Below are 15158 nucleotides of genomic sequence, written 5' to 3'. Positions count from 1 at the left end.
CGAATTGCTTATTTTTTAAGTTAACTAGTTACTTTATTTTACATTTAGCAAGGGATAAACCTTAAACAGCTAATATATTTAAGGTTGTTTTTGCCATTTCATTTTATTATTGGTATCGCGTGAAGTGATAATGGTTTCATCACTACTTTGAATACCGCCAAGCTTGGCGAGCCGGTCATAAAGAACAACATTACAGGTTGCTGCTAAATTCATACACCCTATGGTTGGAATATAAACAACTTCATCGCACCATTTTAAAACGTCTTTTGGCACTGAACCATCCTCTGGGCCGAACACATAAAATGCGTTCTCAGGGTGGGTAAACTCAGGCAAGGGAGTGGCCCCTTCTATTAGCTCTATCACCACCACTTTAGCGCCTTGTGGTTTACTTGATGCTAAATTATCGGTAGCGGTTAATGGAATACGTTGCACTACATTTTTAGTATCGGTATGAAATTTCTGTGCGTTTAAATAACGGTTGCCAGTAAAAAAAACCTGCTGTGCGTCATAACAACCTGCGGCGCGTAATACGCCCCCCACGTTGGTCGGGCTTTTAGGATTAATTAAGCCAATACTTGCTTGTAATTTACTCATTAATTGCAATCCTTGGTTGGCCACTCGGCTATATACAAATCAAAATCTTCTAGCTTTACGTCACAGTCTTTTACGGTTTTATCTTTAACAGAAATGTTTAGCTCGTGCATTTTAGTTTTATCGCCGTTATTAAGTAACGGATGCCACGTTGCTAATCCACGTCCTTCGTGAAGTCGGCGATAGCTGCAGCTTTGCGGCATAAAGAAAATGTCTTTGAGGTTTTCTTTGGTAAGCTTAACGCAAGAAGGCACTAAGGTTTGGCGGGTTTCGTATTCACTACAACCACAGGTTGTGTTATCAAGGTATTGGCAAACAATATTGGTAAATATAAGTTGCTCACCTTCTCTTAGCTGATCGGTGGCGGTAAAGTCATCTTCGTCTTCGCTGTCAATAAAGGTGTTTAAACAACACTTTCCGCATCCGTCACAAATGGCTTCCCATTCTTGCTGGTTCATTTCATTGAGACTTTTGCTAAGCCAAAATTGGGTTTTTGCTAATTGTTGATCAAACATGGTGTTCTCGCGCCTTTTAAGAGCGCGCATTCTAACGTATTGCAGCAAAGCGCGCAAAGCCAATCCCTGTTCAAATAATGACTTTGCGCGATTATGTTACTGCTGAGATTTAACCCAACGTTTAATTTTTTGCTCTAAGATAGGCATAGGCAATGCGCCATCTATTAATATTTGCGTATGAAAGGCTTTAATATCAAATTGCTCACCTAACTGCTGGTGGGCGTAATCTCTGAGCTCTTTAATTTTAAACTCACCCAATTTGTACGATAATGCTTGCCCAGGCCATGCAATATAACGCTCAACCTCAGCAATAACATCGCTTTTTGCCATTGAAGAGTTTGCTAACATGTAGTCAATGCCTTGTTGACGTGTCCACACTTTGGCATGAAAGCCTGTATCAAGCACTAAACGCATAGCTCTTAGCTGCTCATCGTTAAGACGCCCATACCACATATACGGGTCGGTAAATAAGCCAAGCTCTTTGCCAAGACTCTCTGCGTATAATGCCCAGCCCTCAGCAAACACCGTGTAGCCGCCAAATTTACGAAAATCGGGCAGGCTTTCCACTTCTTGTTGCAGTGCAATTTGAAAGTGATGACCTGGTGCTGCTTCATGAATAGACAGCGTTTCAAGTAAAAATTTAGGCTGCGCTTTTAAGTTGTAAGCATTAATGTAAAAGATACCCGGACGAGAACCATCTGGTGCAGGCCCTGCATAAGATGCCCCCGCTGCCGATTGCGCACGATACGCTTCTACTGCTTTAACAATGTAAGGGGCTTTAGGCTCAATATTAAATAATCGCGGTAAGCGCGCATCTATTTTTAGTTTAATATCTTCATAGGCGGCAATTAACTCATCGGCTGTTTTATAATAAAACTCATCTGAGTCACGTAAATGATCAAAAAACGATGCTAAATCACCTTCAAATCCCACGGTGTTTTTAACCGTTTTCATTTCACTTAAAATTCGAGCCACTTCACGTAAGCCAATGTCATGAATTTCATCTGCTGATAAACTCAACGTGGTGTTTTTCTTGATTTGATATTCGTACCACGCTTTACCATCAGGTAAATCAGCATAACCAACAGAATCACGAGCATGAGGAATATAATCGTTGAGTAAAAACTCACTCATACGCTGATAAGCGGGCACTAATTTATCTAAAATAAGCGTTTTATACTGCTCAGTGAGTTGCTGTTTTTGTGCATTAGAAAATGAGTCGGGCATGGCCTTTATTGGTGAATAAAATAATGAATCTTCTGCGTTAGTTACTACGTGCACTTTAAACTGAGGCAATAATTTTTTAGCCAATGGCATAGGCAATACCACGCCTTGTTTAACACCTTGCGCCATTGATTGTTCAACACTGGCTAACCATTTCACAAAACCATCAGCACGTTTAATAAATTGCTCATAGTCGGCAACAGTATTAAAGGGCTGTGCACTTTGCCCTGAACCAAATCCAGCAAAGGTATTATGTGCTCCCGACATTTGGTTAATCGGTAACAAATAATCTTTATATTGCATGCCCTCAAGCTTCAGGGCTAAATCTCGCGATAATACTTCAAAGTTAAGTAGCGCCTGCCCTGTTAATTGTGATTCATCGATTAGCGTTAAACGTTGTTGATATTTTTTATAAAAAGCAGTTTTTTTATCACGATTAGCCTGCGATATCACCGGCAAGAATTGATCATCGAATTCATGGCGACCGTTATAAGTGGCGCTTAAGGGATTAAAGGTTAATGACTCATCGTAGTACTGTGCAACGAGCACATCCAACTGTTGCTCGGCTGATAACTCGCTTATTACAGGCACGACCGGCTGATTTGTGTTTGATTGTGAACTGGTGCTCATACAACCACTTAATGCAAACATAACGCTACTGGCAACCAGTGCTATTTTAATAACTTTCATAAAGATCCTTGTTAGTTTTTACCCGCCAATTATGCGGTTTTAAATGCCTTAAATAAAGCAATTACGGTGAGTGGGATTCGTCGCTAAATAATTTACTCAATAGCTAATGATTGCTACATTCAGGTAAATTTAAATAATTAAATAATAAAAATGATCAAAATAAAAAAGCATTTACTAACTACATCAATCGCATTACTGAGCTTAACCAGCGCAAGTACACTGGCAACCACCTATATATCGGCCAAAGCTTTGCTTGATGTAAAAACTGGAGAGCTAAAAGCTAATCCGTTAATCGCGATTGACGAGGGTGTAATAAGCCAAATTCAATTTAATAAAAAGCCAACGCTTACCAGTAATGATGAACTGATTAACCTACCTGAACTCACCGTAATGCCGGGGTTGATGGATATGCATGTGCATTTAACCAGCGATCCAACCGTTTCGCGCAGTGAACGTATAGGCCAATCAGTACCGCGTATGGCTATTAAAGCCAGTTACTTTGCTAAAAAAACATTAGAAGCCGGCTTTACCACAGTGCGTAACCTAGGTGCAGAAGGCTTTAGTGTTATTGCGGTTCGCGACGGCATTAATGCAGGTGATATTATTGGCCCTCGCATCTGGGCTGCAGGCCCTTCTTTGGGGATTACTGGCGGACACTGTGACAATAATCGTTTGCCTCCAGAAATGAAATATACCGCCTCGGGGGTTGCTGATGGCCCATGGGCTGTTCGCATTAAAGTACGTGAAAATATTAAATATGGCGCTAATGCAATTAAATTATGTGCAACTGGTGGGGTATTTTCTAAAGGCACAAAGGTGGGCATACAACAATACGCATTTGAAGAAATGAAAGCCATTGTGGATGAAGCGCACATGCGAGAATTACCTGTTGCAGCTCACGCACACGGCACTAACGGCATTAAAACAGCCATTAAAGCCGGTGTAGACAGCGTAGAGCATGCTAGCTTTTTAGACGATGAAGCGATTGAGCTTGCTATAAAGCACGGTACTTGGCTCTCTATGGATATTTATAATACCGAGTATACACTGAGCTTTGGTGAGCAAAATGGGGTAGATGAAGAGAACCTAAATAAAGAACGCCTTGTTTCTAAAAAGCAAAGAGACAGCTTTAAACGCGCCGTTGAAGCTGGGGTTAACATGGTATTTGGTACAGATGCGGCTATTTATCCACATGGTGATAATGCGAAACAGTTCTCGCGAATGGTTGAATTTGGTATGAGTGAATTACAAGCTATTCAAGCCGCGACCATTAATAGTGCTAAATTATTAAAGGCAGATTCACAACTGGGGCAAATTAAAACCGGTTTTGCTGCTGATATTATAGCGGTGAGTGCTAACCCACTTAAAAATATTTCTACACTAGAGCGTATTCCTTTTGTAATGAAAGCCGGTGTCGTTTACAAGCAGTAAACCCGATACATCTTTATAAGGTTGAGCTTAGCTCAACCTTAACAATTTTTTAGCTAATGTAGCTAAACTACCGATTTAATCATCAATACTTTATTTAAATTCTCTCTTGGTAAAGCCAACTAGCGACTGCAATACCTCGTTAATATTTTAAATGTGATTGTTTTTAAATCACATTGTATAACTATCAAGCAAACACACCCATTAAAGTAAAAAAGTTTGAACTTTTTATTTTATTTTAAAATGATAACCATTATCATTCACGCAAATTAACAAATGCGAATGGTTATCACTCTATGAAAAGGTTTCAATACTCACTACTCACACTCGCGTGCTTAAACGCGCACTTGGCATTGGCAAACGAGTCACAAGTTAATTCTGATATTGAACGTATTAGTGTTTACGAGCAACAAAACCGAGTGGTAATGAGCTCAGGTTTGGCCACTAAATCTGATATGTCACTAATGGAAACCCCTGCACCCGTGGTCATTGTTGATAAAGCGCTAATTGCATCGCAAGGTATTGATAGTTTACAAGATGTGATCCGAAATGTAAGTGGTTTAACGCAAGCCGGTAACAACTATGGCATTGGTGATAATTTAGTAATTCGTGGTTTAGGTGCTAATTATACCTATGATGGCATGTACGGTGGTGCAGGATTAGGCAATACCTTTAATCCAACGCGTTCTTTAACCAATGTTGAATCAATTGAAGTATTAAAAGGCCCAGCAACTGGTTTATATGGCATGGGCAGTGCTGGTGGTGTGATTAACCTGATTGAAAAAAAGCCACAGTTTAACGAACAACATACCTTAGAAATGGATATTGGTCAGTGGGATAGTTATTCACTGGCACTCGATAGCACCAATGCAATAACAGACGACTTAGCTTATCGAGTCATGGCAAAAACCGCCTCTAGCGATGGCTTTCGTGATTTAAAAGAACAACGTGATGAAATTTATTCGTCTTTAAAATATGTACTAAATGATCAACATGCGTTTGTGTTATCGGGAGCTTATATCAAGGACGCCATTGCTGTGGATTCTATCGGCCACCCTATTCGTATTTTTAACAGTGAATCGGTCAACGGTTTAACTGCAGGTGAAGTATCAGGCGCCGATTTAGTGAATGACCCTACAGCAAGTGGCTTACAATTGAGTGAAGCACAACGAAATGAACTAGCTAATTCTTTGGCAAGCAATGATGGTTTAACACCCTTTAACTTTGGCACCAATGGCATAATATCACCGATGGCAAAGGATAACGAAGGTGAAGAGCTGCGTTTTAAATTAGCCCATAATTATTACATTAGTGATGATTTATTTGTTAATCAACAACTACAGTACCGTAATTACACCTCAAGTTTTGCCCGCCAAACAGGTGCTTACAACTACGTTTACTGGAAACGTAACGGCGTGATCAACCAAGACCCACGCGCACCGCTAGTTGTTGATGACGTGTTATACCCTTTTGCAGCCAGACGCCAAGAGTACCGCCAAGTAGAAGCGGATGAAAAATCATGGCAATACTTTTTAGATTTACGTTATGACTTTATGCTCGGTAACATAGAAAACGAATTACTGGTTAATGCCAACTATGAAGACCGTGATATTCGTTTTAAACAATATTCTATTTACGATGCTGATAAAGTCATTAAAAACAAAGCCGGTGAAGTTATTTACCAAGGCGCACTGCCGTATATTTTTGATATGCGTCAGCCAAATTGGCCTACAAGTGAATTTAATGATTACGATCCGCTTAAAACCAGGGATTATAATAAAAAAGTACAAGCATGGGGTTTAGGCCTTCAGCATGTTGCCTACATTAACGATAAAATCACCACCCGTATTGGGATTGCTCATAATCGTATAAAACAAAGTTACGAGCATTTTGGTGTTGACCCACGTTATAGTCAAAGCCGCGCAAATCCAACGCCAGAGGCAAACACCTCAGATAGCGGTTTAACGTACAATTTAGGGGCTACTTATCAATTAAGCGCTGACATGGCTTTATTTTTAAATCACTCAAAAGGTCGTACTGCCTACAGTGTACTTGGCTCTGTTGCTGGTAATGAAGCCGATAGAGAAGACTCAGAATCTGTTAGTAACGATTTAGGATTTCGTTTTAAAGCGTTTGATGACCAATTACTGGCTTCAATTGTAGTATTTGAAAGTGCACGTACAAACCTAGAGTACGCCAACCCACTTTATGAAGCAGGCGTGTCTGCACCAAACGTAGTGGAGAGCTTCTTTGATGGTGAAGAACAAACCAAAGGTGTAGAAATTGACTTAAATGCGTATTTGAACGATCAATGGAAAGTTAATATCAACGGTGTTTATCAAGATGCTCGAGATAAAACTAACCCAAACAGCACAAGCTTTGATACTCGCCAAAAAGGCGTGCCTTATGTAACTGCCAGCTCATGGGTAACTTACTCTGCGGCGTTATTTGAATTACCTCACGCAATAGATTTAAGCGCAGGCTTAACGTTTGTTGATAAGCGCAGTACTAACTCAAGTTCGTTCGGTATTGATAACGGCTACGTCCCTGCTTATACCGTGTATGATGCTGCAGTTAGCTATAAAGCAGACAACTGGCAAATGCAATTAAACATTAATAACCTGTTTAATAAAAAATACTATTCTAAAGCCATGTTTTTAGGCGGTATGCCAGGTGAGGAAAGAAATGCAAAGTTAAGCTTTAGTTATACGCTTTAACACAATGCGCACAAGCCAGGTTGGTTTGTGCGCACTATATTTTGGTATAGTTAGATTGTAACAACTATACGACCGTTAATTTCGCCTTTGAGCATGTCATCGAAAATTTCATTAATATCTTCGAGTTTTTTCTCTTCGATGATAGCTTTTACTTTACCTTGTGCGGCAAATTCAAGGCATTCTTGCAGGTCTTTACGTGTACCTACAATAGAACCTACTACTGAAACACCATTTAGCACAGTATCAAAAATTGGCAGTGGCATATCCTCTGGCGGTAAGCCAACTAATACGCATTTGCCCCCACGGCGAACACTTTTATACGCTTGTTCAAACCCAGGTTTTGATACTGCGGTACAAACAACAGCGTGCGCCCCACCTACTTGCTCAAAAATAGCCTCACTTGGCACCACTTCTTTAAAATCAAGCGTAATATCAGCGCCTAACTCTTTAGCTAGGGCCATTTTTTCTTTGCCTGTATCTACAGCAATAACATTAAAGCCCATTGCTTTTGCATATTGCACCGCTAAGTGACCTAAACCGCCCACACCAACAATAGCAACCCATTGACCCGGTTTTGCATCTGATACTTTTAATGCTTTATACGTTGTTACGCCGGCACAGAATAACGGTGCAGCTTCAGCAAAGCCTAATCCTTCCGGTATTTTGATGATGTAATCACCATGTGCTAAACAATATTCTGCATAACCACCGTCAATTGAGTAACCGGTATTATGTTGAGATAAACACAGGGTTTCACGTCCATCTAAACAAAATTCACAATGGCCACAGGCGCTATACAACCAAGGTACACCCACTCGGTCGCCCACTTCTAAATGTTTAATATTACTGCCTAGTTTTTCTATTACACCCACGCCTTCGTGACCTGGTACCAATGGCATTTTTGGTTTTACCGGCCAATCACCATGACACGCATGTAAATCGGTGTGGCATACACCACAAGCGGCTATTTTAACCAGCACATCGTTAGGACCTACCTCTGGGATTGGTAAATCGGTGATTTCTAACTTGCCTTTATATTCTGTATTTATTGCTGCTTTCATAGTCATTCCATCGTTTATAAAAAATTATGCTATTTAACAAAGGCGTTAAACAACAATGTCATGTTGCATACCCGCAACATAACCCACTATAAATGCTTAAATATTAATCTATATCAATCATTAGTCGTAAAACGTGGTTTTTTATCCAAGCTAAACGCTTGCCATACTTAACCAGCGTGCTAGCATAGATTTCATTTATTTTTGAAACTTGTAACAATGACATTATCAGAAAAAAACTTTGCCTTTGTAATGCATTGTGGCGAGATGGGCAGCCGCTGGGGATTTAATCGTACAATCGGCCAAATGTGCGGATTACTTATTATTACCAAAGATCCAATGACGGCAAACCAAATCGCAGATGCGCTGAGTATTTCACGCGGTAACGTGAGTATGGGAATTAAAGAATTACAATCTTGGCAGCTGATCAAGGTAATGCATATCCCAGGAGATAGAAAAGAATACTATGCACCTGCGGGTGACATTTGGGATATGGCTAATCGCGTGTTCGAAGAACGTAAAAAACGTGAAGTAGAACCTACGCTTAGCTTACTCAGAGATAATTTATTAGATGAAGCAAGTAACGACGATGAAATCTACGCACAAAAACAAATGGGCGAAATTCATAACTTACTTGAAACAGTGACTAAATGGTCGTCAGAATTACAACGCTTAACCCCAGAGCAGCTCAACAAACTAATGAAGCTAGGTTCAGGCATTGGCAAAGTCATTGACCTTAAAGATAAAATATTCAAAAAAGAGCAGTAAACCATTAAAAAGCCGCAATGAGCGGCTTTTTAGTTATTCGCTTAAGCTTAAATTTTTGGGTAAGCAATTCTATCTGACAAATAACCTACGCTGGTTGCAAAGTAATATGATCGATTCCAGTGCATAAATACTTTGTAGTTATCGTATGCTAAATACATGCGTCCATTTATATCATCCGGCATCACCAGTGCTGCATCTACAGCAACCGTAGGTAAATCACTGCCATCAACACGACGAACACCTAATGCTTGCCAATCTGCTAAAGAGCGCTCTGATTTATCCCAGTACTCTAGCCATTGCTTTCGGGTTTTAGTACCGCGCTTTAATATATACTGCTGGTCAAAATCAGCAGGTAATTGAACTTGGCGACCCCAGGTTAAGTTGTCATTCCAACCCTCTTGCTTTAAGTAATTTGCAATTGAAGCAAACGCGTCTTCTTTGGTTGTCCAAATATCTTTGCGGCCATCGTTATTGTAATCAACGGCGTAAGCATTAAATGAGGTTGGCATAAACTGGGTTTGCCCCATTGCACCCGCCCACGAGCCTTTAAATTTATCAAGCGTGATATGTCCCGACTTTAATATATCCAGTGCTGCCCACAATTGGCGTTTGTATAACGCTTCACGACGTCCATCAAATGCTAAAGTTACTAAGGATGAAATAACATTGTGGCCGCCTTGAATAGCGCCAAAATTACTTTCTAAACCCCAAATAGCCACAATAAAACGCGCTTGAACACCAAAGTCTTTTGCTACTTTTTCTAAGACTTCTTGGTTTTCTTTATACAATTTACGCGCACGATCTATTTTCCATTGCGGTACTCGTTTTGGTAAATACGTTTCCAGCGTTTCTTTTACTTCTGGCTGGTTTTTGTCTGCTGAAATGACTTTTTCTTTATAAGATGCAGTGGCAAATGCTTGCTCAATTAACTGAGTATCGTAGCCTTTTGCTATTGCCTCTTGCTTTAAATTAGTAAGATATTGTTGAAACTCAGCTTGTGTTTTTGCCATCACCGATGAGCTTAAACACACACCACACAATACAACCGCTAATTTTTTAATCACTATCTGCTCCATTTTGTTTTCTTAATTGACTTAGCAAGTTTTCCTCTGGTGGCGGAATTTGTAAATAATAGCCTTGGTCGCTAAGCGACTGTTTTAAAGTGTCTAAATCCGCAACGCCTAATTGAGTCCGCTTCGCTAAGTTAATGATCATCACGTACTGAGGTTGACCAAACATGGCCATTAAAGGTTCCGGAACTTTACTAAAATCGTCTCTTTTTTCAATAAATAAGAAAGTATCTGCTTTTTTCTTACTTTTATATACCGCAGTTAGCATTATGGCCCTATAAAATCTTGCTTAACAGTGCTACACACTATAACATGGCAATAATAATAAGTTATAAAAATTAGTGTGGAAACTGTAATAAAAGCCTTGTTCAGCCTAGGTTTATATAAAGTTACATGCTAACTAGACAATCCAGTTGAGCATCTATGTCGGACCAAATTTTTGAGCTAAAAGGCAACCTTTTTACGTTATCAGTTTTACATCTTTATAGTACTGATATTAACCTTTTAGCAGAACAACTGTATGTAAAAATTGCCCAAGCCCCAAAGTTCTTTGAGGGTGCCCCCATTGTCGTCAATTTAATTGAAGTAAAAAACAGCGCAATCGACTTTGTTCACTTAAAATCGCTTATTGAACGCATGAGCTTTAATGCTGTAGGTGTATGTAATGGTTCGGATGAACAGCATAAACAGGCAAAAGCCGCAGGGTTATCTGTTTTAAACTATTCACAAGACGTTAAGAGTGAACCCGCAAGAGTAGAGTCAAATACTTCGGTTGTAGAAAAAACCGTGTATTTACCAGCGCAAATTATTAATGGTGCGGTGCGCTCAGGCCAACAAGTTTACGCCAAAGACCGCGACTTGGTGGTGTTAGGCGCGGTAAGCCATGGCGCAGAAGTGATTGCCGATGGCAATGTACATATTTACGGAACCCTACGAGGGCGTGCAATTGCCGGCGCAAAAGGGCTCGAAAACGCATACATATTTTGTAATAAATTAGAAGCAGAACTCGTTTCAATCAATGGTAATTACTGGATCAGTGACTCACTGCAAGGTGAACACTGGGGTAACGCAGTTCAAATACAACAAAAAAATGAATCTTTAGAAATTTCAGCTTTGGTTAAAGGATAAATCTCATGGCAAAAATAATTGTCGTTACCTCGGGTAAAGGGGGTGTTGGTAAAACAACATCAAGCGCAGCAATTGGTACAGGCTTAGCATTAAAAGGCTACAAAACTGTTATCATCGATTTTGATATCGGCTTACGTAATTTAGACCTCATCATGGGTTGTGAACGTCGCGTAGTGTATGACTTTGTTAATGTGATCAATGGCGAAGCTAACCTTAATCAAGCACTCATAAAAGACAAACGTGTAGAAAAGTTATTTTTACTTCCTGCTTCACAAACTCGCGATAAAGACGCACTCACCCGTGATGGTGTTGAACGCGTATTGAACGAGTTAAAAGAAGACTTTGACTATATTGTTTGTGATTCTCCTGCAGGTATTGAAGCCGGAGCTATGATGGCGATGTACTTCGCTGATGAAGCGATAGTTACAACCAACCCTGAAGTCTCGTCAGTACGAGATTCGGATCGTATTCTAGGCATTTTACACAGTAAATCGAAACGTGCCGAAGAAGGATTAGAAAACATTAAAGAGCATTTGCTAATAACACGCTATAATCCAGATCGTGTATCAAAAGGTGAAATGTTATCTGTTGAAGATATCCAGGACATCCTAGCCATCGACTTACTAGGTGTCATTCCTGAATCTCAAGCAGTGCTTAGTGCATCAAACTCTGGACAACCGGTAATTCTTGATAGCGAATCAGACGCAGGTCAAGCTTATGCTGATGCGATCAGTCGTTTATTAGGCGAAACGGTTGAATTTAGATTTTTAGATGTAGAGAAAAAGGGTTTATTCAAACGGATATTTGGAGGTTAATGTGTCTTTACTTGACTACTTCCGCTCAGAAAAGAAAAACAGTGCGTCATTAGCAAAAGAGCGATTGCAGATCATTGTCGCGCACGAGCGTTCTCAGCGTGGAACACCAGATTACTTGCCACAATTAAAGCAAGATATTCTTGATGTCATTCGTAAGTACGTTAATGTAGGCGCCGATGCGGTTCAAGTTCAGTTTGATCAAAATGAAGACGATTTAGCGGTACTCGAGCTCAATGTCACATTACCTGACGAAGAAAAGAAATAATAAAAAAGGGCGCTAAGCGCCCTTTTTATTTTTTACATCAAGCTATTTAATACTCTAATTATCCCACTCTTTTAGCGCATCTTTAACAAAATCATATCGCCATGAGCTGAGTAAATCTGGTTTTATGTGTTTTTCTTTTTGCTGAGCAGTTAACTTCCAGTTCCAACTAATTAGCTGATTTATTTGCTTTTTAGAGGCCATAACGTCTTCTGGAATGTTATGCTCTTTAGCAACTTTAGTAATTTTTTGTTTGATCTCCTTCGCTACTTTTTTATAGGTAGGAAAATCAATTAACCGCTTTAATACTTGTGGGTGTTGCTCAGCTGGAATGGCTTTGGCCTGCTCAATACACTTTAAAATTTCAACCCCAGAACGATTCACTTCAATGGGTTCTACCCCAGGAATTTGTCTCAGAGCATTTAAACTTGAAGGGCCTCGTTTGGCAATTTCGGTCATATTGTGCTCTTTAAGCACAAAATTAAGCGCTAGATTTTTACGAATAGCTTTATTTCGACGCCATACTGCTAACTCTTTAAGTACCGCTAGTTCATGCGGCTTAAGTTGCCATGCATTTTTAATTTCTTTGTAAAGTAGTTCATCCGGAATTTGAAAAGCACGTTTATTGGCAACTAATTCACTTTCATTGATCACAATATCAAATAAATCAGCGGCTTTAATGCTATCTATAATTAACTCAAAACAAGGCAGCAGGTGATACGTATCAGCAGCAGCGTATTCAAGTTGCTTTTGGGTAAGGGGGCGTTGTAACCAATTAGTGCGCGATTCGCTTTTATCAATCTCAATATTCAATAATGTTTTCACCATTAAGGCAAAGCCCATACAGTTTCCCTCACCTAATAGCTGAAGTGCAAACTGGGTATCGAATAAAGGATAAGGAACAAACCCTGCGTACTTTTGAAAAACTTCAATATCTTCTGAGGGTGAATGGAGTACTTTTAGCACTTTAGGATCTTTAAGTATTTGCCAAAAATCAAACAAGGAAAGCTCGGCAAGCGGGTCAATAAGCGCTAAATGTTCACCATCATAAACTTGAATAAGTGCAACTTCTGGATACAAAGTACGGCGGCGCATAAACTCGGTATCAATAGCAAGAATGGGTTTGTTTTTAATTTGTTCTACAAACGTATTAAGCTCATTTTGGGTTTGGATCAATTGGTAGTGCACTGAGTCTCCTACAATAAAAAAGCCGACTGATGTCGGCTTTTTTATAGTTGCTAATCTTTTAAGGCTCTTCTGAGAATTTTACCCACGTTAGTTTTGGGTAACTCATCCTTAAACTCAACGAGTTTAGGAACCTTGTAATTAGTTAAATTATCACGACAATGTTTTATTATATCTTTTTCAGTTAAAGAAGGGTCTTTTTTCACAACAAAAACTTTAACTTGTTCACCACTAATGTCATGAGGGATACCAACCGCGGCCACTTCAAGGACGCCTTCGTGCATGGCAACCACTTCTTCTATTTCATTTGGGAAAACATTAAAGCCTGAAACAATAATCATGTCTTTTTTACGATCAACAATGTAGAAAAAACCTTCGTCATCGTAAGTGGCAATATCACCAGTTGCAAACCAGCCATCTTTCAAACATTCAGCTGTTGCATCAGGGCGATTATAGTAACCAAGCATTACTTGCGGACCTTTTACCCACAGTTCACCCGGCTCACCTTTAGCAGCTTCTTCACCGTTATCGAGCATTAATTTAATGTCAGTACTTGGCGCAGGTAGACCGATAGAGCCATTATAAGCTTCTAAATCATACGGGCTAATTGTGACTAAAGGAGAACATTCTGTCAGGCCATAGCCTTCCATTAGTTTGCTGTTAGTGACCTTTTGCCATTTTTCTGCAACAGGGCGTTGTACTGCCATGCCGCCGCCTAATGACATTTTAAGGTGACTAAAATCAAGCTCAGAGAAACCTGGGGTATTTAATAAGCCATTAAATAAAGTGTTCACCCCTGTAATAGCAGTAAATTTATGCTGACTAAGCTCTTTTACAAATCCAGGCATATCACGTGGATTAGTAATTAAAACGTTTAAGCCGCCGTATTTCATAAATGCTAAACAGTTCGCTGTTAATGCAAATATATGATAGAGCGGTAGCGCGGTAATAACCACTTCTTTACCACGCTCAAGCACGTTATCTAAACAACCAGATACTTGCTCAAGGTTACCCACCAAATTACCGTGGCTCAACATTGCCCCTTTAGACACACCGGTTGTACCACCGGTGTATTGTAAAAATGCTAAATCGCTTAAGTTAACCTCTGGGCGCTTATAGCCATTTAGATCAGCTTTTAATAAATCACAAAAGTTAATCGTGTTAGGCAACGTATAGCTTGGTACCATTTTTTTGAAATGCTTAACAACAAAATTGACTAAATGCTTTTTAAGACCACCCATCATGTCACCAACCTGCGTAACCACAATGTGTTTAACGTCAGTATTAGGCAGTGCTTTTTCAAGCGTCACAGCAAAGTTAGCAAGAATAAATATTGCTGATGTTTCAGAATCTTTTAATTGGTGCTCTAGCTCACGAACGGTATATAGCGGATTAACGTTAACCACCACACACCCTGCGCGTAAAATACCTAATATAGCAATTGGGGTTTGCAACAAGTTAGGCATCATAACAGCGACTTTATCGCCCTTTTTTAATCCTAAATCGTTTTGAATATAAGCCGCAACACGTTTTGTTGCCGCGTCAATTTCGTTATATGACAATGTTTTACCCATATTAGTAAATGCAGGTAAATCTTTGTAATCATTAAAACTTTTTTCAAACACTTCGAGTAACGAGTTGTAGTGCTCAGGATCGATTGTTTCAGGCATACCTTCTGGGTAGCGCTTAAGCCAGATTTTTTCCACT

The 15158-nt window shown here is 39.7% G+C and carries 14 protein-coding genes; 6 read left to right on the top strand and 8 right to left on the bottom strand.

The genetic code is table 11. From position 1 onward, the window contains the following. Nucleotides 1-78: 78 nt before the first annotated feature. From PSM_RS18080 to PSM_RS18070, 3 genes are all read right to left on the bottom strand, one after another. A complete protein-coding gene (locus PSM_RS18080) occupies nucleotides 79-594 on the bottom strand; it encodes an RNA methyltransferase (protein WP_013463320.1) in 516 nt (171 codons plus the stop codon). After that, nucleotides 594-1106 carry a YcgN family cysteine cluster protein gene (locus tag PSM_RS18075; RefSeq protein WP_013463319.1) on the bottom strand — a complete coding sequence of 171 codons (513 nt, stop codon included), beginning with the start codon at nucleotides 1104-1106 and terminating at the stop codon, nucleotides 594-596. The genes PSM_RS18080 and PSM_RS18075 overlap by 1 nt, the downstream gene beginning before the upstream one ends. Nucleotides 1107-1202: 96 nt before the next feature. Continuing rightward, on the bottom strand, nucleotides 1203-3020 hold the full coding sequence (locus PSM_RS18070) for a DUF885 domain-containing protein (RefSeq protein WP_013463318.1): 1818 nt from the start codon (nucleotides 3018-3020) through the stop codon (nucleotides 1203-1205). A gap of 159 nt (nucleotides 3021-3179) precedes the next feature. Here PSM_RS18070 and PSM_RS18065 point away from each other — a divergent pair, with 159 nt between their 5' ends. After that, complete coding sequence (locus tag PSM_RS18065) at nucleotides 3180-4451, top strand: Xaa-Pro dipeptidase (protein WP_028834581.1); 1272 nt, start codon at nucleotides 3180-3182, stop codon at nucleotides 4449-4451. 293 nt (nucleotides 4452-4744) lie between these two features. Then, nucleotides 4745-7165 carry a TonB-dependent receptor gene (locus PSM_RS18060; RefSeq protein WP_013463316.1) on the top strand — a complete coding sequence of 807 codons (2421 nt, stop codon included), beginning with the start codon at nucleotides 4745-4747 and terminating at the stop codon, nucleotides 7163-7165. Between the two features lie 50 nt (nucleotides 7166-7215). Here the strand turns inward: PSM_RS18060 and adhP are convergent, their stop codons facing one another. Next, nucleotides 7216-8226 carry an alcohol dehydrogenase AdhP gene (gene adhP / locus PSM_RS18055; RefSeq protein ID WP_013463315.1) on the bottom strand — a complete coding sequence of 337 codons (1011 nt, stop codon included), beginning with the start codon at nucleotides 8224-8226 and terminating at the stop codon, nucleotides 7216-7218. A gap of 216 nt (nucleotides 8227-8442) precedes the next feature. On the opposite strand from adhP, the gene PSM_RS18050 reads away from it, so the two are divergent. Further along, nucleotides 8443-8991 carry a GbsR/MarR family transcriptional regulator gene (locus PSM_RS18050; RefSeq protein WP_013463314.1) on the top strand — a complete coding sequence of 183 codons (549 nt, stop codon included), beginning with the start codon at nucleotides 8443-8445 and terminating at the stop codon, nucleotides 8989-8991. Between the two features lie 47 nt (nucleotides 8992-9038). On the opposite strand, the gene PSM_RS18045 is transcribed toward PSM_RS18050, so the two are convergent. Further along, nucleotides 9039-10055: a lytic murein transglycosylase gene (locus PSM_RS18045; protein ID WP_013463312.1), complete on the bottom strand. Its 1017-nt coding sequence runs from the start codon at nucleotides 10053-10055 to the stop codon at nucleotides 9039-9041. Beyond that, nucleotides 10048-10329 (bottom strand): YcgL domain-containing protein, encoded by a 282-nt coding sequence (locus PSM_RS18040; RefSeq protein ID WP_013463311.1) that lies wholly within the window; start codon nucleotides 10327-10329, stop codon nucleotides 10048-10050. The genes PSM_RS18045 and PSM_RS18040 overlap by 8 nt, the downstream gene beginning before the upstream one ends. Before the next feature lie 155 nt (nucleotides 10330-10484). Between PSM_RS18040 and minC the strand changes: the two genes are divergently transcribed. From minC to minE, 3 genes are read left to right on the top strand one after another with little or no spacing between them, the layout of a single operon-like run. Next, complete coding sequence (gene minC, locus PSM_RS18035) at nucleotides 10485-11189, top strand: septum site-determining protein MinC (protein ID WP_013463310.1); 705 nt, start codon at nucleotides 10485-10487, stop codon at nucleotides 11187-11189. 5 nt (nucleotides 11190-11194) lie between these two features. Beyond that, nucleotides 11195-12004: a septum site-determining protein MinD gene (minD, locus tag PSM_RS18030; RefSeq protein ID WP_013463309.1), complete on the top strand. Its 810-nt coding sequence runs from the start codon at nucleotides 11195-11197 to the stop codon at nucleotides 12002-12004. 1 nt (nucleotide 12005) lies between these two features. Beyond that, nucleotides 12006-12269, top strand: a complete 264-nt coding sequence (gene minE / locus PSM_RS18025; RefSeq protein WP_008111532.1) for a cell division topological specificity factor MinE — start codon at nucleotides 12006-12008, stop codon at nucleotides 12267-12269. A 54-nt stretch (nucleotides 12270-12323) separates the two neighbouring features. On the opposite strand, the gene rnd is transcribed toward minE, so the two are convergent. Then, nucleotides 12324-13454 (bottom strand): ribonuclease D, encoded by a 1131-nt coding sequence (gene rnd / locus PSM_RS18020; RefSeq protein WP_013463308.1) that lies wholly within the window; start codon nucleotides 13452-13454, stop codon nucleotides 12324-12326. Between the two features lie 50 nt (nucleotides 13455-13504). After that, nucleotides 13505-15157 carry a long-chain-fatty-acid--CoA ligase FadD gene (gene fadD / locus PSM_RS18015; protein ID WP_041695994.1) on the bottom strand — a complete coding sequence of 551 codons (1653 nt, stop codon included), beginning with the start codon at nucleotides 15155-15157 and terminating at the stop codon, nucleotides 13505-13507. Nucleotide 15158: the final 1 nt, after the last annotated feature.

Origin of the sequence: Pseudoalteromonas sp. SM9913, assembly GCF_000184065.1 — a bacterium.
Lineage (GTDB): Bacteria > Pseudomonadota > Gammaproteobacteria > Enterobacterales > Alteromonadaceae > Pseudoalteromonas > Pseudoalteromonas tetraodonis.
This window is presented reverse-complemented; position numbering and strand designations above follow the sequence as displayed.

Excerpts from the sequence above, each read along its gene's own strand:
- PSM_RS18080 (WP_013463320.1), bottom strand. The coding sequence starts at position 594 with ATGAGTAAATTACAAGCAAGTATTGGCTTAATTAATCCTAAAAGCCCG.
- PSM_RS18075 (WP_013463319.1), bottom strand. The coding sequence starts at position 1,106 with ATGTTTGATCAACAATTAGCAAAAACCCAATTTTGGCTTAGCAAAAGT.
- PSM_RS18070 (WP_013463318.1), bottom strand. The coding sequence starts at position 3,020 with ATGAAAGTTATTAAAATAGCACTGGTTGCCAGTAGCGTTATGTTTGCA.
- PSM_RS18060 (WP_013463316.1), top strand. The coding sequence starts at position 4,745 with ATGAAAAGGTTTCAATACTCACTACTCACACTCGCGTGCTTAAACGCG.
- adhP (WP_013463315.1), bottom strand. The coding sequence starts at position 8,226 with ATGAAAGCAGCAATAAATACAGAATATAAAGGCAAGTTAGAAATCACC.
- PSM_RS18050 (WP_013463314.1), top strand. The coding sequence starts at position 8,443 with ATGACATTATCAGAAAAAAACTTTGCCTTTGTAATGCATTGTGGCGAG.
- PSM_RS18040 (WP_013463311.1), bottom strand. The coding sequence starts at position 10,329 with ATGCTAACTGCGGTATATAAAAGTAAGAAAAAAGCAGATACTTTCTTA.
- minC (WP_013463310.1), top strand. The coding sequence starts at position 10,485 with ATGTCGGACCAAATTTTTGAGCTAAAAGGCAACCTTTTTACGTTATCA.
- minD (WP_013463309.1), top strand. The coding sequence starts at position 11,195 with ATGGCAAAAATAATTGTCGTTACCTCGGGTAAAGGGGGTGTTGGTAAA.